Source organism: bacterium, assembly GCA_024742285.1.
Lineage (GTDB): Bacteria > Myxococcota_A > UBA9160 > UBA9160 > UBA4427 > UBA4427.
Map to the genome: position 1 here is coordinate 78056 of JANSYR010000010.1, position 18348 is coordinate 96403.

An 18348-nucleotide genomic window follows, 5' to 3' on the forward strand; every position below is an offset into this window, starting at 1 on the left:
TCAGCCGGGGCCCAGGACCGAGCGGTCTCCCTGCTCCATCATCGCGCGGCAGACCCGCCGCCGGGAGCGCCAGCCCGCCGGCGTCCGGATCAGCTCGTCTTTGTATTCGATCCAGCTCTCGTAGGTCTTGCCCGCGTGCTCGCCCTTGCCCATGTGCATGACCCGGCAGTAGTGCCGGCTCCGGGCGGTGTCGCCGTCGAGCTCGATCCGGTAGTTGCCGAGCAGGTGCTGGCTCGGACCGCAGCCGTCGAGGTAGCTGCGGATCGACGTCGTGGCCGCGTCCCGTCCCTGCTGCTGCCACTCGACCCAGTCGATCTCGACGTCGTCGGTGAAGACGTCGGCCAGGCCCGGCCAGTCCCGCTGGTCCAGGCATTCGGCGTAGCGGTCGAGGGTCGCGATGATCGCGAATCGGTCGTCTGCGGCGTCGCTCATCGGTCGTCTCCGGAACGGGCAGGTCGGAAGCGCAGCAGCGTTCCCTCGCCGCCGTCGGTCGCCTCGAAGACGGGCTCGACCGCCATCCCGATCTCGATCGCCTCGGGCTGGACGTCGACGAGCGTCGACGCCATGTGCACGCCCTCTTCGAGCTCGACGATCACGAGCTTCTGGGGTGTCTCGTCCGAGAAGAGGGGATTGGTCGGCTGGTGGGCCACGGTGAACGTATGGACGACGCCGCGCCCGGACACCGTCTCCCACGCGAGGGCGTTCGAGAGGCAGCCCGGGCAGTTCGAGCGTGGGTAGAAGATCCAGCGGCCGCAGTCGGTACAACGCTGGATCCGGACCTCGCCGTCGCGGAGCCCGGCCCAGAAGGGCGCCGAGGTCTCGGTCGCGACGGGAAGGGGCTTCGGAACGCCCTCGAAGGGATTCGCCATGTCTTCCTCCTCAACCGCCGCGCAGGATGAGCGCGGACTGCTCGCTCATCACGCCGCCGGTGCCGGACACGAAGGCGGTCTCGCAGTTCGCGACCTGTCGATCGCCGGCCTCGTGGCGCAGCTGATGGACGGCTTCGTTCACCTGGGACATGCCTCCGGCGCCGCCCGCCTGCCCATACGAGAGCTGCCCGCCGTGGGTATTCAGCGGGAAGTCGCCCGAGAAGGTCAGGTCGTGGTCGCGCACGAACGCGAGTCCCTGGCCCTTCTTGCAGAAGCCGGCGTCTTCGAGGGTCAGCAGGGCCGTGATCGTGTAGCAGTCGTAGACGCAGGCGAGATCGATTTCGTCGCGCGACACGCCGGCCATCGAGAAGGCGAGCTCGGAGGCGACCCCGACCGGCGTCTCGAGCAGGTCGCGCGCATTGGGTGGTGACTTGACCGTCAATCGCTCGCCGCACCCCGCGATGACGACCGGTCGATGGGCCGGGCTCGTCGTTCGGTCCCGTCGGGCGACCACCAGGGCATGACCGCCGGCGACGGGCATCACGATCTCGAGCAGGTGGAGCGGGTCGGCGATCATGCGGCTCGCGAGCACGTCGTCTTCGGTGATCGGTTGGCCGTGGAAGACCGCGTCCGGATGGGCGCAGGCGTTCGTCCGCTGGTCGACGGCGATCTTCGCCATCGCGCGCTCGTCGTAGCCGTGCACCGCGCGATAGCGCTGGGCGATCATCGAGTAGCCCGCGTTCTGGGCCAGGTGGCCGTACGGGATCTCGAACTCCGCCTGGGGCGAGCCGTGGGAGTTCGAGCTGGCGCCGTAGATGATCCGGTCGTCGAAGGGCTGGCCGGGGCGCGGATCGTGCGGGATCGGTCGTGCGGGGATCGCGCAGAGCACGACGTTGCAGAGCCCGAGCTCGATCGCCGCGGCGGCCCGCCAGACCATCCCGACGGCGTTCGCCCCGCCGAGGTCGACCTTCTCGGCGAAGTTCACCTCGAGGCCGAGGTACTCCGCGACCGTCGCCGGAACGAAGCCGCGGGCTTCGGTGATCATCGGCGTGACGAGGCCGTCGACCTCGGCGGCGTCGATCTCCGCGTCGGCGAGCGCCTCGCGGGCGAGCTCCGCCCACTGCTCGACCATCGGCGCCCGTCGACCCGAGAACTTCCGCTCGGGCTTCCAGTCCGCGACGCCCATGATCGCGGCCTCTCCCTTCAGTCCCATGCCCGTTCTACTCCCCTCGTCCGTGCGCTTTCCCTGGCCCGGGCTTCTCGAGGCCGAGCCGCGCGTAGTACTTCGCCGGCACGTCCTCGGGCCGCTTGTAGAGATAGGTCTTGCAGGTCTCGAAGCCAAGGCGCTCGGCGGGCTCCACGACGAAGAGCGGCGCGCCGGTCTGGCGGATCGAATCGATCTCCATGATCGGCTCGTGACAGCAGTAGACCGGGATCTCGTCGCGCCCGTACGTGAGCGGATGGGGTCCCCGCACGACCAGGTCGTTGCGCGGTGTGGCGTAGTGCCCCGCGGCGATCATGCGACCGCCGCTCGGGCAGCGCGTGCAGGCGAAGGTCAGCTTCTCGTCGTCTTCCTCGAGCGGCACGGGCTGGAGATGGACCCGCGTGAAGTGGGTCAGCGCCTCCGCCCGCTCGCGGAAGGATGCGTTCCCGATCATGTCGCCGGACATCGCTTCGCCGAGCGCGGCCTCGATTCCCGGGATCCCGGCGTTTCGGCCGATCCACGAGAGGATCGCCGAGACGCGCGACATGCCACGGTCGTGTCGGACGAGGGCCTCGTCGTGGAGCGCGCGGGCCCGGAGCAGGGCCGCGTCGTTCTCACCTGCGGCGATCGCTGCGTCGATCGCCGCCGCCTCGTCCTTCCAGCGCGGGACCGGATCCGATCCGTCGCCACCGCGCTCCGGGGCGGCGACGAAATCCTCGATCGCCGCGAGGACCTCATGGCGGTCGTGGCCTCCGAGCGTCCGGTCGACCCAGGAGAGCAGGGTCTCCTCCCAGCCCGCGTAGTTCCGGATCATCGAGAGCACTTCCCGTCGCAGGCGCTTCACGAAGCCGAGCGCCGCCACCCGGTCGCCCGCTTCGAGCGCCTCCGCCAGCGCGTCGACGGACCGCAGCCCGAGCACGCGAAGCTCTTCGTCGCTGAATTCCCGCTCCATCTCGCTCCATCCCGCTCCGGAAAGACGAAGGGGCCGGCGAGCTCACGCCCGCCGACCCCCATCGATCGTCATCGCCCTGGCCACGCGCTCCCGATGAATGACGGCTCACCCATCGCCGGTTGGCCAGAACCGACCCTCAGCTAGGCCGACGGTCCCTCCAAGATATGAATTCCGCAGCAGGTGCCGAGGCCGATCACGTGAGCGAGGCCGATCTTCGCGCCCTCGACCTGGCGCTTGCCGGCCTGGCCGCGAAGGTGCATCGCGATCTCGTACTGGTTCGCGATCCCCGTCGCGCCGATCGGGTGGCCCTTCGACAGCAGGCCGCCGGACAGGTTCACCGGAATGCGGCCGCCGATCCAGGTCTGCTTCTCGTCGATGAGCTTGCCGGCTTCCCCGTCGCCACAGAGCTGCAGGTTCTCGTAGTGGAGGACCTCCGCCGTCGCGAAGCAGTCGTGGAGCTCGACGAGGTCGAGATCCTCCGGGCCGACACCCGCCATCTCGTAGGCCTGCGAGGCGGCGTTCCGCGTGCAGGTGTTCACGTCGGGCATGACCTCGTCGCGGTCCGTCCACGGGTCGGTCGTGAGCACCGAAGCCCGGATCTTGACCGCCTGGCCCTGGAGGCCGCGTCGTTTCATCTCCTTCTCGGACATGAGGACCGCCGCGGCGGAGCCGTCCACGTTGGCCGAGCACATGAGCTTCGTGTTCGGGTACGAGATCATCTCCGCGTTCATGACCTCTTCGAGCGGGGTCTCGATCTGGTACCGCGCCTTCGGGTTCATGGTCGAGTGGTGGTGGTTCTTGACCGACACCATCGCGAACTGCTCGAAGGTCGTGCCGTACTCCTTCGCGTGGGCCATGCCGGCCTCGGCGAAGACACAGGGCATCGAGCCCGAACCGAGCAGGCCTTCCGGGTGCAGCCCCTTCGGCGCACCGCCGCCACCGCCGAGCATGCCCGCGCCGGCGAGCTTCTCGACGCCGACCGCGAGGACCGTGTCGTAGATGCCGGCGCGAATGGCGATGTAGCCCTCGCGCAGCGCCGTGGCGCCCGTCGCGCAGGCGTTCGACACGTTGATCGCCGGGATGCCGGTCTGGCCGATCTCTTCCTGGATCTGCTGGCCGACCATGCCGGCCGCGGCCATCAGGTTGCCGCTGTAGAGCGCCTGGATGTCGTTGATCGTGACGCCGGCGTCGTCCATCGCGCCGAGCGCGGCCTCGGCCCCAAGGCTCGCGATCGAGCGGTCGAGGAACTTGCCGAACTTGATCATGTCGATGCCAGTGATGTAGACGTCTTCGCTGCCCATGGTTTCAGCTCCTTTGCCGTCCGCGCTGACTTGCCGCGGAGGTCGAATTCTTCAGGCGGTCCGTCGTGACTCGGACTGGGGTCGAATACGCGCCAGCGTATTCGACGTGGGTAAAGAGTCGAACCTGTCGTGCGCGTAGCGCACGAAGTTCGTGCTCGAGCCCGCCGCTAAGCGGCAGGCTTGAGCACGAACGTCAGGTACTCGTTGCCTTCGGCGTCCTTGCGGGGCGCGGTCTGGAAGTCGACCGTGACGTCCATGCCGAGGGTGATCTTGTCCGGGTCGGGCTCGATGCCGACCAGGTTGGTCTTGATCGTGCCGCCGCCGTCGAGATCGGCGATCGCGGAGACGAAGGGCACCTCGATTCCCGGGAAGGCCCGGTGGATGATCGAGAAGGAGTGGAGCTTGCCGGTGTTGGCGAGCTTGACCGGCGCCACGGTGTCCCGCGCGCCGCAGCTCGCGCAGGCCATCCGCTTCTTGAGCGAGATCGCACCGCAGGCGCTGCACTTCTGGCCTTCGAGGTACGGGTCGCCGCCGGCGGGCGCCTTGAGGTAGGGCTTGATGGTGAGAGTCTCTTCGGACACGTGGAGGCTCCGTCGTTCGCCCCCGTCGGTGGACGCCGCGTTCGCGGTCGCCGCCAGTATGGGGGGTGGGGTCGGGGGAGATCAGGGCGGTCCCGAACGCGCGTCGCAGGTCGGAAACCCAAGCCTCGACTCTAGGCCACCCCAGGGTCGCTTCGCCAAGCGATTGACCGGAAGTTCCTAGGCAGGACGGGCTGTTACCGTGTCCGGGCGGGGCACGACGCGACCCCGGGGAGGGACGACGGGATGAGCGAGGAGAGCGGGCTGCGCGTGGACGAGCGCGACGTCGCGGCGTGGGACGCCGAGGCCGACGTGGTGGTCGTCGGCTACGGATGTGCCGGTGTCTGTACGGCCCTCGAAGCGCGCGGGGAGGGCGGTGACGTGCTCGTGCTCGAACGCGCCGGGGGTCCCGGGGGCACCTCGATCAACTCCGGTGGCTTCCTCTACTGCGGCGGCGGCACCGTGCTCCAGAAGGCGCTCGGCTACGAGGACTCCGCGGAGAACATGTACGCCTACATGATGGCCGCCTGTGGGCCGGAGCCGGATGCGGCCTTGATCCAGGCGTACTGCGAAGGCAGCGTCGCGCACTTCGACTGGATCCTGGCCAGGGGCGTTCCCTACAAGGAGAGCTTCTTTCCCGGGGCCCACGAACCCTTCCACTCCGACGACGGCCTCGTCTACTCGGGCAGCGAGTTCGCCTGGCCCTTCGACGAGATCGCGACCCCGGCGCCGCGCGGGCATGCGCCGATGACGATCCGGGACAAGGGCGCGCTCCTGATGAACAAGCTGATCGCAGCGGCGGAGGCGGCGGGCGTCCGGACGTCCTTCGGGACGCGGGTCGAGTCCCTGGTGCAGGCGAGTGACGGCCGTGTGGTCGGCGCGATCGCCCACACGGTGGAGGGGCGAAAGCGCGTTCGTGCTCGCAAGGGCCTCGTGCTGACCGCCGGCGGCTTCATCTACAACGACGACATGCTTCGCCGCTACGCGCCCCTCCTCCAGCAGTGCAAGTACAAGGTCGGGACGGAGACCGACGACGGCTCGGGCATCCGGCTCGGGGTCGCCGCCGGCGGCGAGGCGATTCGGATGGAGACCGGCGACGTCAGCCTCGCGGTCTTCCCGCCGAACGACCTGCGCTTCGGGATCTGCGTGAGCGAGCAGGGGCAGCGCTTCCTGAACGAGGACGTCTATTTCGGCCGGCTCGGGGAATACGCACTGCTGCACCAGGAGGGACGGGTCTACCTGCTCGTCGACGACGAGCACTTCGGCCGACCCGAGAACTTCCCGGTCGAGATCGCCGCCGCGGGGGAGACGATCGAGGAGGTCGAGGCGGAGCTCGGCATGCCTTCCGGTGCCCTCGTCAGGACCGTGGCCTACTACAACGAGCACGCCGCGAAGGGCGAGGACCCGCAGTTCCACAAGCGAGCGGACTGGCTGGCGCCGATCGTGAACCCGCCCTTCGGCGTGATCGACCTGACGACCGAGAACATGGTCTACTCGGCGTTCACGCTGGGCGGCTTGTGGATCGACCCGCACGGGCGCGTGCAGACGGGGGCGGGCGAAGCGATCCCCGGGCTCTACGCGGCGGGGCGCACGACCAGCGGCGTCGCCAAGCAGGGCTACAGCAGCGGCATGTCCCTCGGCGACGGCTCGTTCTTCGGCCGCGCGGCGGGGCGCCACGCGATGACGGCACGCGCCTAGCGCGTCCCGCGGACCGCGAAGGTCGAGAGGCCCCGGAAGCTCGCGTTCATGGCGTAGGTGTACGGCCCGGACCCCATCTCGAGGTGCGAGAAACGATCGAGCAGGGCGTCGAGGGTCTCCGCGGCCTCGAGGCGGGCGAGGTGGGCGCCCAGACAGAAGTGGCGGCCACCGCCGAACGACATCAGGTGGATGTGCTCGCGGCGGACGTCGAAGCGGTCCGGATCGGGATGGACCGCCGGGTCGCGGCTCGCCGCGGCGAGGGAGACGCCGAGGGCCTGTCCCCGCTCGATGGCGAAGCCGTCGAACTCGAAGTCCTCGTGGGCGATCCGGCCCGAGTTGGTCACGGGCGAGTCGTAGCGGAGGACCTCCTCGACGGCGTTCTTCATGAGCCCACGGTCGTCGCGCAGGAGCGCCTGCTGGTCGGGATTGCGGGCGAGGGCCATGACCGCATTGCCGATCAGGTCGCTCGTCGTGAGGTTGCCGGCGAGCAGCAGCAGGATGCACTGCATCACGATCTCTTCGTCGGTCAGGCTGTCGCCGGATTCCTCGGCGCGGACCATCTCCGTCACGAGGCCTTCGTCGGGGGTCGAACGACGCTTCTCGATCTCCTCGAGGAAGAAGGCGGCGATCTCTTCCCGGGCCTGCTCGGAGGCAGCGACGTCCTCCGGCGCGCCGAAGGGCGTGAACGCCGTCTTGATCATCGTGTCGGACCAGGTCTTGAACTGGCCGTGGCGCTCCGGGTCGACGCCGAGCAGCTCGGCGATGACGACGGTCGGGATCGGGTTCGCGACCTCGGCGATCAGGTCGAACTCCTCGTCCTCGATGGCGTCGACGTGTCGGCGGGCGACGAGACGGGCGCGGTCGCGCCACTTCTCGATCGCGCGCGGCGTGAAGGGGTGTCGCACGAGCTCGCGGAGGCGGCGGTGGCCCGGGTCGTCCATCAGGAGCATCGACGGCTCCTCGTCCCGGTCGCCGCCGAGGGCCTTGTGATAGAAGCTGTCCGGGTTGGCCCGGCGCGGGTCGCTCCAGAAGTCGGGGTTGCGCAGGATCGCGTGGACGTCGGCGTGACGGGTGAAGACCCACATCCCCATCTCGGCGTTGTAGTGGATCGGTGCGTTCTCACGGACCTCGGCGAGGACCGGGTAGGGGTCCTCCCGGAAGACCGGGTCGAAGACTGTCAGCTGCGCGCCGGTGGGGTGGCTGGGCGGGGCGACGGAAGTGGCCATCGTGTCTGCTCTCCGTAGGCGCTCCGAATGGGGCGAACCGCGATTCTACATGGAATCTCGTATGCTCGGACCCCGCCCCGAGGAGTCGGGGGGATCACGCGGGAGGCACCCCGATGGCTGGAATCGCAGACACCCTCGAACGCTGGGGAACCGCGGCGAGCTCGTCGAAGATCGGCGGGATCCTCTACCACGTCGTGTGTCGACGGATCGATACCGTGCTGATCCCTCTCACGAAGGGTCGTCTCTCGATGGGCCCGCCCGGGAACACCGTCCTGATCACCACGACCGGCGCGAGATCCGGCAAGCCGCGCAAGGCGAGCCTCGCCTTCATGTGGCACGGCGACGACATGGTGATCATCGCCTCCAAGGGCGGCGCGCCCCACCATCCCGCCTGGTACCACAACCTCAAGGCGGATCCGCGGGTCGTGGTCCAGACCCGCGCCGGCGTCGAGGACCGGGTCGCGCGCGAGGCGGTCGGCGAGGAGCGGGACAAGCTCTTCGAGGCGATGGCGACCACGTACTCGAACTTCGCCGCCTACCAGGCGCGCGCGACCGAGCGGAAGATCCCGGTCATGGTGCTCTCGCCGATCACCGCGTAGCGACGCGCGGCCCTACGCCGAAGCGGTCCTAGGCAAAGGCGGTCGGGGATGCGGCCGCCGCCGCGAGGTTCTCCTCGAGATGGGCGAAGCTCTGCATGTCGGCGTTCACCGCGTCGAGGCCGTGGGCCAGGACGTAGGCGTAGCTCCGCTGGAAGGGCGAGAGGCCGCTCGCGAGGACGGCGTCGTCGTAGTGCTCGTCGAAGGCGGTCGGCTTGCCCCAGCCGAGGAACTTCCGCCCGGCGAGGTAGCGGCCGGCCTTCATGCCGACGAGGGCGATGCCGGACGCGCGGACCCGATCGAGGAAGGGGCGCAGGTCCTTCATGGTCGCGCTGCCCGGCAGGATGTTCTTGTCCGCCCAGTCGTACCAGCCGGCGGGCGTGATCGCGATCTGCGCCAGATGGAAGGCGCCGGTCTCCATCGCGGCTTCGAGCACGCGTTGGGCGTTCTGGTGGGTGCTGAGCCCCCAGTACTTCACCTTGCCCGCGTCGCGGGCGGCTTCGAAGGCGCTACGCATCTCGTCGCTCTTCACGATGTCCGGGTTGTGGGCCGCCATCACGTAGTACGCGTCGACGTGGTCGACGCCGAGCTCGCGCAGGCTCTGGTCCATCAGCCCGCGCCAGGTCGCCGCCCCTTCGCGCGCCTGGGACGTCGTGATCGCGTCGTTCGGCCCCACGTCGATGTAGGTCATCGCCTTCGAGATCAGGAAGATCTCGTCGCGCTTCGCCTTGTGGCGGGCGAGGAAGGGGGCGAGGTTCACCTCGGCGTCGGCGTAGTAGCGGCGGGTGCCGTTGTCGAAGACGTTGATCCCCGACTCGAGCGCGGCCTCGAGGAGGTCGTCGCGGCGGCGCCGGGAGAGGGCGGCGCCGCATCCGAAGACGAGCCGGCTGCCCGTGAAGCCGGTCCGTCCGAGTGGGCGATGGCCCGGGTGGGCCAGCGGGGTGTCGTTTCCCGCGGCCTTCTTCGCGAGGTGGACCGCCGCGCCGGCGTCTCCGGTCTTCAGCAGCGTCTGGCCGGCGAGTCCCATCGCCGCGAGGCCGGTCAGGAAGGTTCGTCGGGTCGATCGCGCATCGCTCATCGTGGGTCCTCCGGACCGGATCGGGGCCTCGCACGACACTTTCGTGCGTTCGCGGGGCGAGCTCCGGCTCGGAATAGTCTACACTGACGGCGTCCTCCGTTTGCGGAGGAAAGGGATTGTTCGTCCTGACGTCCCGATCACCCCCCAACGAAGCAGGGTCGATCGATTCGCTGGCCGGAACGGCGAGGTCGATCCAGCGCGCGATCTCCGGATCGGCGCGTTCTCGAGTTGTGGAGGGGATGTCGCATGCTCGCCGATGGCATCCGACTGATGGCGATCGGAATGGTCACCGTCTTCGGCTTCCTGACGGTTCTCGTCGCCTTGATGGCCGCCCAGGCCGCCTTTTTCCGGGCGTTCTCGGGCCGCTTCGCGGACGAGGCGTCCGGGGAAGCGCCGCCGGCGGACGACGACGAAGTCGCGCTGGCGATCGCGATCGCGCACGCGCGGCGACTCGGCCGGGGAGCGTCGGCGTGAGCCAGAAGAAGCTGATCAACGTCATGAACACCGCTTTCCGGGACGGCTTCCAGTCCGTGTACGGCGCGCGGGTCAAGACGGCGGATTTCCTGCCTGCGCTGGAAGCCTCGGTCGAAGCGGGCTTCACGCATTTCGAGGCGGGGGGCGGGGCGCGGTACCAGTCGCTCTACCTCTACTGCCAGGAAGACGCGTTCGACATGATGGACGCGTTCCGGGCGACGGCCGGTCCCGACGCCAATCTGCAGACCCTCGCCCGCGGCGTCTCGGTCGTGAGCCTCGACTCCCAGAGCTCGGACATCATCGATCTCCACGCGCGCATGTTCGAGAAGCACGGGATGACGACGATCCGGAACTTCGATGCGCTGAACGACGTGCGAAATTTGTCGTACTCCGGGCGTTGCATCACGGAGGCCGGACTCAGGCACGAAGTCGTGATCGCGCTGATGGAGCTGCCGCCAGGGTGCTCCGGCGCGCACACGCCCGAGTTCTACATGGAGACCCTCGAGGCAATCCTCGACGACGGCGTCCCCTTCGACTCGGTCTGCTTCAAGGACGCCTCGGGCACGGCCGTGCCGTCGAAGGTCTACGACACGATCAAGCTCGCCCGGCAGCGCCTCGGGGACGACGTCCACATCCGGCTCCACACCCACGAGACGGCGGGCGTCTCCGTCAGCGCGTACATCGCGGCCCTCGATGCCGGCGCCGACGGCATCGATCTGGCGCTCGCGCCGGTCTCCGGCGGCACGTCCCAGCCCGACTTCATCGTGATGTGGCACGCGCTTCGCGGGACCGACTACGTGCTCGGGAACGACGAGGACGAGATCGACGTCGACCGGGTTCGCGAGGCGGAGGCGGTCTTCAAGGACAGCATGAAGGACTACTTCGTGCCGCCGGAGGCGACCGCGGTCGAGCCGTTGATCCCGTATGCACCGATGCCGGGCGGCGCCCTCACGGCGAACACCCAGATGATGCGGGACGCAGGCACCCTTCATCAGTTTCCGCAGGTGATCCAGGCGATGACGGAAGCCGTCAAGAAGGGCGGCTTCGGGACGTCGGTCACGCCGGTCTCCCAGTTCTACTTCCAGCAGGCCTACAACAACGTCGTCCTCGGGCCCTGGGCGCGGATCGCCGAGGGGTACGGCAAGATGGTCCTCGGCTACTTCGGGAAGACCCCGGTCCCGCCGGATCCGGACGTGGTCGAGCTGGCGAGCGAACAGCTCGGCCTCGAGCCGACGACCCGCGATCCGCGCGAGATCAACGACGAGGATCCCACGAAGGGCATCCCGGCGGCGCGCGCGGCGCTCGAAGAACGCGGGCTCGACATCACCGACGAATCGATCTTCATCGCCTCTGCGCTCGGCGACAAGGGCCTCGCGTTCCTCGAAGGGGAGCGACCCGACGGCGTGCGGAAGGTCCAGCCCGAGGCGGCCGAAGCTTCGGGCGAAGCCCCGACCGCCTACGCCGTCGACATCGGAGGCCGGCGCTACGACGTCGCGTTCGAGAACGGCCACGCCACCGTGAACGGTCGGGTCGTGCACTACGCGATCGCGGATGCTTCGTCGACGCAACCCGGGAAGGCGGGCGGCGCGGCGGGCAGCGTCATCGCGGCCGAGCTCGCGGGACAGGTCCTGCGCCTCGTCGCCGACGAGGGCGAAGAGGTCGCGGAGGGAGAGGTCCTGATCGTCCTCGAGGCCCTCAAGATGGAGATCGAAGTCAAGGCGCCGCGGGCAGGCCGCGTGGCGCGGATGCTCGTCGAGAAGGATCAGACCGTGGCCGTCGGTGACGGACTCGTGGAGCTCGCCTGATGGAGACCTTTGCCGAGGTCTGGGCCGCGACCGGGATCGCGAACTCCGCCGGGTTCGGTCAGCTCGTGATGTTCCCCGTCTGTCTGGTCCTGCTCTATCTCGGGATCCGACGGGGCTTCGAACCCCTGCTCCTCGTCCCGATCGGTTTCGGGGGCCTGCTCGCCAACGTCCCCGTCGCCGACATCGCCGGGCCGGAGGGCTTCCTCGGGATCATCTACGCGAATGGCATCGCGAACGGGCTCTTCCCGCTCCTCATCTTCATGGGCGTCGGGGCCCTGACCGACTTCGGACCGCTCCTCGCCCGTCCGAGGACCGCGCTCCTCGGCGCGGCCGCCCAGTTCGGGATCTTCTCGACCGTGCTCGGCGCGATCGCGCTCTCGAGCTTCGTCGACGGCATCGACTTCGATCTCGGCGACGCGGCGGCGATCGGCATCATCGGTGGCGCCGACGGGCCGACTGCCATCTTCCTCGCCGGCCGCCTCGCCCCGGATCTCCTGGGTGCGATCGCGATCGCCGCCTACTCCTACATGGCTCTGGTCCCGATCATCCAGCCGCCGATCATGCGCCTGCTCACGACCGAGGAAGAGCGACGAATCGGCATGGCCCAGCTCCGCCCGGTTCGGAAGGCGGAGCGGATCGTGTTCCCGATCACCGTCGTGATCCTGTGCGCGTTGCTGATCCCGGACGCGACGCCCCTGGTCGGCGCGCTCATGTTCGGCAATCTGTTGAACGAATGTGGCGCCGTCGATCGACTCGCCGGCGCGGCCAAGAACGAGCTGATCAACATCGTGACGATCCTGCTCGGCCTGGCCGTCGGTTCGAAGCTCGCGGCGGACAAGTTCCTGACCGCGGAGACGCTCGGGATCCTCGCCCTCGGGTTGATCGCGTTCGCGATCGGGACGGCGTCGGGCGTCTTGCTGGCCAAGCTGATGAACGCCCTGTCGCGGGATCCGATCAATCCGCTGATCGGGGCGGCTGGCGTCTCGGCGGTTCCGATGGCGGCCCGCGTCGTCAGCCGGGTCGGTCAGGAAGCGAATCCGCACAACGTGCTGCTCATGCACGCGATGGGGCCGAACGTCGCCGGCGTGCTCGGATCCGCCGTCGCGGCCGGGGTGCTCCTCGCGTTGACGAAGTAGGGCACGCGACGGAGACGGCTCGGGTCGAGTCTACCGGTAGAACGCGTGGTTCCCGATCACGCGCGTCTTCTCCCGAGGCCGCTTCCAGGGCACCTCGATCCAGGTCGCGTGGTAGAAGAGCGCGCCGCCGGTGGTGTCTTCCAGGCGGTCGGCGAGGAGCTGATAGGCGAGGGCGCCCGCGGAGCGCCAGGCGCGGCGATGGGTCGGGATGTCGCTGCGACCGTCGCAGTACCAGGAGAACTGGCAGCCGCGACCTTCGCCGCCCTGACGGACGACGCCGCAGACGCTCGCGGGAAAGCGCGCATCGTCTCGCCGGTTGAGGATCACGTGCCCGACCGCGCGCATGCCTTCTCGACCTTCGGCTCGCGCTTCGAAGTACATCGCGAGGGCGAGACACTCGGCCTGGCGCGCATCGATCGGGACGAGCTCGGCGCGAGCCGGCGCGGCGGGCGTGAGCCAGCCGAGCGCCGAGAGGGCGACGAGGAGCCTTCGGATCCGGAAGCGCATCGGCGAAACGCTACTCCGGATCCGGCTGCGTGAACCACCACGCCCAGAGGATGAAGAGTCCCTGGAAGGGCATGCGAATCCAGTTCGCGATCGGGTTGCCGGTACCCGGGCCCTCGGGCCCGATGTTCTCGATCAGCATGTTCACGTTCGCGGGGAAGACCGCGATCGCGAGGGCGATCGCGCCCCAGGCGGCGAGTACGCGCGTTCTGGGCTCGAGGAGGTAGACCCCGATCACGATCTCGAAGAGGCCGGAGATCACGTTCAGCCATTCCGGATTCGGGAGCTTCGCCGGCACGATCGCCACGAAGAAGTCGGGCACCAGCAGGTGCATGAACCCGGCCGTACAGAGCTGGAGCGACAAGAGGTAGAGAAGCGGACGTCTGAAGCGGTGCACGGCGAGAGCATTTCCCATTTCGACGGTCGCGTCGATGGCGCCGCTTCCCCGCACTGGCCACGGAACCGCAGGCGCTCGAGCGTCGTCGCAGAGGGAGGTTCGAGGAAGCGCCCATGCCCGAAGACGATCCCGATCGACCCGACCCCCGTCTCCGCATCTCCCGCCCTTGCCCGGTCGATTGGGCCGCGGAAGGACGCGATCCCGGCGGATCCTTCTGTGGTCACTGTCGGAAGACGGTGCACGACGTCGAGGCGATGAGCGGCGCGGAGGTGGAGACCCTGCTCGACTCCGCGGAGGAGGTCTGCGTCCGTCTGGCGCGCCTCCCGGACGGGACGATCCTCGCGCGTGATCACCCCCTTGCGCGACGCTCGGCGGCGGTGGCGGGCGCGGCGCTGGCCGCCTCCGCGCTCGCCTGCTCCGATGCGGAGATCGGGAGCGACGCCTTCGTGGCGAGCTTCGAGCCGCGGCCCGTTCCGCACGTCGTCCCGGCCGAGCGGGTCGCCGTGTCGGACGCCCGCGTCACGCTGGGCGCGGTGGTCGTGTCCAGCGTCGGCGAAATCACGCTCGATCCCGCTGCCGCCGATCCCCCGGCCGTCCCCGCCCTCGACCTCTCGCCGACGATCCCGGCCGAGGGCTGGGACTCGACGTCGTCGGTCGAGTTCGGTGCCTTCGGCGAAGAGGACCTCGGCGCTTCCCCCGATCCCGAGCCCGAGGGCTGCGAGGACGACTGATCGCGCCGCGCCGCGCCGACTCGCCGGGCGGGCGACTAGACCCGCGACTCGCGACCCGCCCAGTAGCGCGCGCGGATCGTCCGCCGCGCGAGCTTGCCGGTCTCCGTCCGCGGAAGCGCGGCGTCGAAGTCGACGGCGCGGGGCACCTGGTAGCCGGAGAGATGCGCGCGGCAGTGGTCGAGGATCGCCGCGACGGCGTCCTCGTCTTCGGTAAGGCCGTCGACGAGCTGGACGACGGCGCGGACCTCTTCGCCCCACTCTTCGTTGGGCGCCCCGACGACGCAGCAGTCGGCGATCTCCGGCCGCTCGAGGAGCACGCTCTCGATCTGGGCGGGGTAGATGTTCACGCCGCCGGAGATGATCACGTCGGCGCGGCGGTCGCAGAGGAAGAGGTAGCCGTCCTCGTCGACGAAGCCGATGTCGCCCATCGTGAACCAGCCGGGCTTCACGCGTCCTTCCGCGGTCTTCTCGGCGTCGTCCTTGTACTCGAAGGGCGACTCGTCGAGGGCGAAGGCGACGGTTCCCTCGACGTTCGCCGCGACCGCCTCGCCGGCTTCGTCGAGGATCGCCATCTCGACGTCGGGTCGTGGCTTGCCGACGGAGCCCGGCTTCGTGAGCCACTCCTCGGGACCGATCATCGCGCCGCCACCTTCCGTGCCCCCGTAGAACTCGTAGAGGACGGGCCCCCACCACTCGATCATCGCGCGCTTCACCGGCACGGAGACCGGCGCCGACCCGTGGCAGACGAGGCGGAGGGAAGACACGTCGTAGCGTCGGCGGATCTCTTCGGGCAGGCGGAGCAGGCGCACGAAGTGGGTCGGGACGAGGAACGTCGACGTCGCGCGCGTCTCTTCGACGGTCGCGAGGAACGCCTCGGGGTCGAACTTCTCCATCAGGACCACGTCCGCGCCGAGGACCAGGGCGCCGTCGCAGTAGGTGTTCGGTCCGGCGTGATAGAGCGGCGCCGCGACGAGATGGACGCCGTCCTTGGCGCCTACCGGAAGGAAGGCCTGCATCATCGCGGCGCCCGCGGCGGCGGTCAGCGTCGGCGGTGGCCCGTCGCTCGCGCTCGCCCGCAGGACACCCTTGGGTCGACCCGTGGTGCCGGACGTGTAGAGCATGTTCTCGCCGGCGAGGGGATGTTCGTAGGCGTCCCCCGACAAGGCCGCCACGTCGGACCAGGGACGGAAGCCCGGGATCGTGCCGCCGATCGCGAAGCGACGGCTCGGATCGATCCGCTCGGCGGCGTCGCCGACGAGGTCGCCGTAGCGCGCGTCGACGACGAAGGCGTCGGCCTCGCAGTTGCCGACCACGTAGTCGACGTCGTCGGCCTGCCAGCGTCCAGAGAGTGGCGTGTAGCGACGTCCGGACCAGGTCGTCCCGCGGTAGGTGAAGAGCGTCTCCGGCGTATTCGCCGAGAGACAGGCGACGGCGCCTCGGGTGGGGACCCCCGCGGCGTCGAGCGCGCGGGAGAAGCGGGCGGCGCCGGCGAGGGCAGAGGCATTGCGAACGGTGTGGATCGGGGTGGGCACGCGGCGATCATACGGACCCGGGGCGTGCCTCGCCGGCCCTGCGGAGCGCGATCCCGGCGAGGGCTCTACCTTTTTCGGTGGAACCGGTCGCGCGCTGCGTGGCCCTCTTCGAGCGGGAACACGGCCGCTCCCTGCGTGCGCGGCGGTGGGTGCGCCCGATCCCTGTGAAGAACCCCGATGAACGGCCCGAGGTCGCTCCGAATGCCCGCTGACGAAGCCGTCCGACCCCTTCCCTCACGACTGATTCGCGTCGCGACCGTGGCGCTGGCGCTCGTGCTGTCCAGCGGCTGCATCTCGATCGGGGGCTCCGGGCTCGGCGTCGTCGATCGGGGGCGGAGCGAGGTGCGGCCGCGACTCCAGCCGCCGACCGGACGGATCGATTCGGGCGCACTCCCGTCGAATGCGGACCTCGACGTCGACTGCGACTTCGATCGCATGCGGGGCAGCACGCTCGGGGGCTACGTCGAGGTCGATGCGCCGGTGCGCTGCCCGGACGAGGACGTCGTTCGGTACCTGCAGGCGACCGGGTTCTTCTCGGGCTCGCCGGTCGAGGACCCGCCGGAGGTCCGCGTGTCGCTGCGCTTCGATCCGACGGCGACGCCCAGCTTCGAGCGTTGTGCGGGAAGCGATGATCCGATGCCGGCGGTGCTGCCGGTGGTCGCGCAGTTCGACCCGGGGCGCGTGGCCTACGGGACCCGGGAGATCGGGGCGATCGCGGACATCTCGATCCAGTGGGAGGATCGTGCCCCCCGCTTCCTGAACGGGACGGGCTTCGCTCCGGGCGTCGATTGTGGTCCGATGGAGTTCATGGCCGCCGCGGAGCGTCGCTTCGTCGGGCGGGTCGGATCCCGGCTCGGAGAGGCGGCGCACGCGGCCCTCGAAGCCGCGCTCCTCGGTCGGGTCTCCGAGCGGGTGGCGTTCGTGCCGAAACCGTCGCCTTCGCCTCGGCAACCCCAGAACCAGAATCAGAACGAGAACCAGAACCCGGGCCAGTGGACGACGAATTCCCTGACCCCGCCCACGCCGCCGTCCATCGCCGGCAGCGGGGCCGTTCCCGATCCGTCTCGGCCGACCCGGACGGACGCCGGGCCGATCGTCCTGCCGCCGGGAGGCTTCGGCCGCTATTCGGCGCTCGTGATCGGCGTCGACCGGTACGACCACCTGCCGGCGCTCGGGAACGCCGTGCGAGATGCCCGCGCGGTCGGCGCACTCCTCGAACAGGGCTACGGCTACGAGGTCACGACCCTCGAGAATCCGGGGCGTGCCGACATCCTGAAGGCCCTGGTCGGCCTCCGAAGGACCCTTTCCGAGGACGACAACCTCCTGATCTACTACGCCGGTCACGGCTGGCTCGATCCGGAGGCGGACGAGGGCTACTGGCTCCCGAGCGACGCGGACCGCGAGGACCCCACGAACTGGATCTCGAACGACACGATCACCGCTCAGCTCCGGGCGCTCCGGGCGAAGCACGTCATGGTCGTGGCCGACAGCTGCTATTCGGGGAAGCTCGTCCGTGGGATCAAGGTCGGGACCCGGCCCTCGGACTACTTCGCTCGGATGGCGGAGCGCCGGGCCCGGGTCGTGATGTCCTCGGGCGGCCTCGAGCCGGTCTACGACGCCGGCGGGCGAGGGGGGCACTCGGTCTTCGCCGCGGCCTTCATGGCGGCCCTCGAGGAGAACGAGGCGATCGTCGACGGCTCGACGATCTTCTCGCGGATCCGGCGGCCGGTCATGGCCAACGCGGACCAGATTCCCGAGTACGCGGACATCCGGCTGGCCGGACATGACGGTGGGGACTTTCTTTTCGTCCGCAAGGGTGCGTACTAACGGGCACTTTTCCGGCCGCGCAGATCCGGCGCGCCGGCGCTCGGGGGCCCCGCCGGGGCATCGAGGCGGACGGGGAGCGAGATCGCGTTGTGCGCGCCCGGGCGGGTTCGAGGCGCTCGTGCGATGCCGGTCGAGACCCGCGCGGGTTGGCCGCAACGCCCCGGAAATCCGGGCGATTTGGTTGCCCCGGCCCGGGGGAATCGCTACTCAAGCGCCCGGGATCGTTCACCCCGCAGCGCCGATCGAGCGCCGCAGGCCCCCGCCCGGGAGCCGCGGCGTTCGGCTTGTCGACCGGGCTGTCGCCGACCCACTCCGCGCAGCCCGTCGGGCGCCGGGGCGGACCGCGGTGACGGCGCGTCGCGCCGAGCCAGGGCGACGGGACGAAGGGTCCGACTGCCCCCCGGAGACCAACCCGGTCGAGCGTGGGCGGCGCGTCCCTA

Annotated in this window: 18 protein-coding genes; 7 read left to right on the forward strand and 11 right to left on the reverse strand. The window is 69.6% G+C overall.

Features of this window, described 5'->3' with window-relative positions; all coding sequences use genetic code 11:
* From NXI30_18125 to NXI30_18150, 6 genes are all read right to left on the reverse strand, one after another.
* The gene (locus tag NXI30_18125) at positions 1-432 is read right to left on the reverse strand and encodes a nuclear transport factor 2 family protein (protein ID MCR9096147.1); all 432 of its coding nucleotides are present in this window, start codon (positions 430-432) and stop codon (positions 1-3) included.
* Positions 429-869 carry a Zn-ribbon domain-containing OB-fold protein gene (locus NXI30_18130; GenBank protein ID MCR9096148.1) on the reverse strand — a complete coding sequence of 147 codons (441 nt, stop codon included), beginning with the start codon at positions 867-869 and terminating at the stop codon, positions 429-431. The genes NXI30_18125 and NXI30_18130 overlap by 4 nt, the downstream gene beginning before the upstream one ends.
* 10 nt (positions 870-879) lie before the next feature.
* A complete protein-coding gene (locus NXI30_18135; GenBank protein MCR9096149.1) occupies positions 880-2082 on the reverse strand; it encodes a thiolase family protein in 1203 nt (400 codons plus the stop codon).
* Between the two features lie 7 nt (positions 2083-2089).
* On the reverse strand, positions 2090-3025 hold the full coding sequence (locus NXI30_18140) for a hypothetical protein (GenBank protein ID MCR9096150.1): 936 nt from the start codon (positions 3023-3025) through the stop codon (positions 2090-2092).
* Positions 3026-3165: 140 nt separating this feature from the next.
* Positions 3166-4326 carry a thiolase family protein gene (locus NXI30_18145; protein ID MCR9096151.1) on the reverse strand — a complete coding sequence of 387 codons (1161 nt, stop codon included), beginning with the start codon at positions 4324-4326 and terminating at the stop codon, positions 3166-3168.
* 167 nt (positions 4327-4493) lie between these two features.
* The gene (locus NXI30_18150) at positions 4494-4907 is read right to left on the reverse strand and encodes an OB-fold domain-containing protein (protein MCR9096152.1); all 414 of its coding nucleotides are present in this window, start codon (positions 4905-4907) and stop codon (positions 4494-4496) included.
* 243 nt (positions 4908-5150) lie between these two features.
* Here NXI30_18150 and NXI30_18155 point away from each other — a divergent pair, with 243 nt between their 5' ends.
* Positions 5151-6602 (forward strand): FAD-dependent oxidoreductase, encoded by a 1452-nt coding sequence (locus NXI30_18155; GenBank protein MCR9096153.1) that lies wholly within the window; start codon positions 5151-5153, stop codon positions 6600-6602.
* Here NXI30_18155 and NXI30_18160 read toward each other — a convergent pair.
* Positions 6599-7828: a cytochrome P450 gene (locus NXI30_18160; protein MCR9096154.1), complete on the reverse strand. Its 1230-nt coding sequence runs from the start codon at positions 7826-7828 to the stop codon at positions 6599-6601. The two genes, NXI30_18155 and NXI30_18160, sit on opposite strands and share 4 nt — an antisense overlap.
* Before the next feature lie 113 nt (positions 7829-7941).
* On the opposite strand from NXI30_18160, the gene NXI30_18165 reads away from it, so the two are divergent.
* Entirely contained in the window at positions 7942-8427 is a 486-nt protein-coding gene (locus tag NXI30_18165) for a nitroreductase family deazaflavin-dependent oxidoreductase (GenBank protein MCR9096155.1), read from the forward strand.
* Between the two features lie 28 nt (positions 8428-8455).
* Here the strand turns inward: NXI30_18165 and NXI30_18170 are convergent, their stop codons facing one another.
* Complete coding sequence (locus NXI30_18170; protein MCR9096156.1) at positions 8456-9502, reverse strand: aldo/keto reductase; 1047 nt, start codon at positions 9500-9502, stop codon at positions 8456-8458.
* Between the two features lie 246 nt (positions 9503-9748).
* Between NXI30_18170 and NXI30_18175 the strand changes: the two genes are divergently transcribed.
* From NXI30_18175 to NXI30_18185, 3 genes are read left to right on the forward strand one after another with little or no spacing between them, the layout of a single operon-like run.
* On the forward strand, positions 9749-9976 hold the full coding sequence (locus NXI30_18175) for an OadG family protein (GenBank protein ID MCR9096157.1): 228 nt from the start codon (positions 9749-9751) through the stop codon (positions 9974-9976).
* A 23-nt stretch (positions 9977-9999) separates the two neighbouring features.
* Positions 10000-11781 carry a biotin attachment protein gene (locus tag NXI30_18180; protein ID MCR9096158.1) on the forward strand — a complete coding sequence of 594 codons (1782 nt, stop codon included), beginning with the start codon at positions 10000-10002 and terminating at the stop codon, positions 11779-11781.
* Positions 11781-12917 carry a sodium ion-translocating decarboxylase subunit beta gene (locus NXI30_18185; GenBank protein MCR9096159.1) on the forward strand — a complete coding sequence of 379 codons (1137 nt, stop codon included), beginning with the start codon at positions 11781-11783 and terminating at the stop codon, positions 12915-12917. Before NXI30_18180 ends, NXI30_18185 begins: the two co-directional genes overlap by 1 nt.
* Before the next feature lie 30 nt (positions 12918-12947).
* On the opposite strand, the gene NXI30_18190 is transcribed toward NXI30_18185, so the two are convergent.
* Positions 12948-13424, reverse strand: a complete 477-nt coding sequence (locus tag NXI30_18190) for a cell wall hydrolase (GenBank protein MCR9096160.1) — start codon at positions 13422-13424, stop codon at positions 12948-12950.
* 10 nt (positions 13425-13434) lie between these two features.
* On the reverse strand, positions 13435-13818 hold the full coding sequence (locus NXI30_18195; GenBank protein ID MCR9096161.1) for a DoxX family protein: 384 nt from the start codon (positions 13816-13818) through the stop codon (positions 13435-13437).
* Positions 13819-13931: 113 nt separating this feature from the next.
* Here NXI30_18195 and NXI30_18200 point away from each other — a divergent pair, with 113 nt between their 5' ends.
* Positions 13932-14549, forward strand: coding sequence for a hypothetical protein (locus NXI30_18200; GenBank protein ID MCR9096162.1), 618 nt, complete (start codon positions 13932-13934; stop codon positions 14547-14549).
* Between the two features lie 35 nt (positions 14550-14584).
* Here NXI30_18200 and NXI30_18205 read toward each other — a convergent pair whose 3' ends face one another.
* Positions 14585-16081 carry an AMP-binding protein gene (locus NXI30_18205; protein ID MCR9096163.1) on the reverse strand — a complete coding sequence of 499 codons (1497 nt, stop codon included), beginning with the start codon at positions 16079-16081 and terminating at the stop codon, positions 14585-14587.
* A 201-nt stretch (positions 16082-16282) separates the two neighbouring features.
* On the opposite strand from NXI30_18205, the gene NXI30_18210 reads away from it, so the two are divergent.
* Positions 16283-17908 carry a caspase family protein gene (locus NXI30_18210; protein MCR9096164.1) on the forward strand — a complete coding sequence of 542 codons (1626 nt, stop codon included), beginning with the start codon at positions 16283-16285 and terminating at the stop codon, positions 17906-17908.
* Positions 17909-18348: the final 440 nt, after the last annotated feature.

What these genes read in the sequence shown, in the direction of transcription:
- NXI30_18125 (MCR9096147.1), bottom strand. Translation starts at nt 432, where the DNA reads ATGAGCGACGCCGCAGACGACCGATTCGCGATCATCGCGACCCTCGAC.
- NXI30_18130 (MCR9096148.1), bottom strand. Translation starts at nt 869, where the DNA reads ATGGCGAATCCCTTCGAGGGCGTTCCGAAGCCCCTTCCCGTCGCGACC.
- NXI30_18135 (MCR9096149.1), bottom strand. Translation starts at nt 2,082, where the DNA reads ATGGGACTGAAGGGAGAGGCCGCGATCATGGGCGTCGCGGACTGGAAG.
- NXI30_18140 (MCR9096150.1), bottom strand. Translation starts at nt 3,025, where the DNA reads ATGGAGCGGGAATTCAGCGACGAAGAGCTTCGCGTGCTCGGGCTGCGG.
- NXI30_18145 (MCR9096151.1), bottom strand. Translation starts at nt 4,326, where the DNA reads ATGGGCAGCGAAGACGTCTACATCACTGGCATCGACATGATCAAGTTC.
- NXI30_18155 (MCR9096153.1), top strand. Translation starts at nt 5,151, where the DNA reads ATGAGCGAGGAGAGCGGGCTGCGCGTGGACGAGCGCGACGTCGCGGCG.
- NXI30_18160 (MCR9096154.1), bottom strand. Translation starts at nt 7,828, where the DNA reads ATGGCCACTTCCGTCGCCCCGCCCAGCCACCCCACCGGCGCGCAGCTG.
- NXI30_18165 (MCR9096155.1), top strand. Translation starts at nt 7,942, where the DNA reads ATGGCTGGAATCGCAGACACCCTCGAACGCTGGGGAACCGCGGCGAGC.
- NXI30_18170 (MCR9096156.1), bottom strand. Translation starts at nt 9,502, where the DNA reads ATGAGCGATGCGCGATCGACCCGACGAACCTTCCTGACCGGCCTCGCG.
- NXI30_18175 (MCR9096157.1), top strand. Translation starts at nt 9,749, where the DNA reads ATGCTCGCCGATGGCATCCGACTGATGGCGATCGGAATGGTCACCGTC.
- NXI30_18180 (MCR9096158.1), top strand. Translation starts at nt 10,000, where the DNA reads ATGAACACCGCTTTCCGGGACGGCTTCCAGTCCGTGTACGGCGCGCGG.
- NXI30_18185 (MCR9096159.1), top strand. Translation starts at nt 11,781, where the DNA reads ATGGAGACCTTTGCCGAGGTCTGGGCCGCGACCGGGATCGCGAACTCC.
- NXI30_18190 (MCR9096160.1), bottom strand. Translation starts at nt 13,424, where the DNA reads ATGCGCTTCCGGATCCGAAGGCTCCTCGTCGCCCTCTCGGCGCTCGGC.
- NXI30_18200 (MCR9096162.1), top strand. Translation starts at nt 13,932, where the DNA reads ATGCCCGAAGACGATCCCGATCGACCCGACCCCCGTCTCCGCATCTCC.
- NXI30_18210 (MCR9096164.1), top strand. Translation starts at nt 16,283, where the DNA reads ATGCCCGCTGACGAAGCCGTCCGACCCCTTCCCTCACGACTGATTCGC.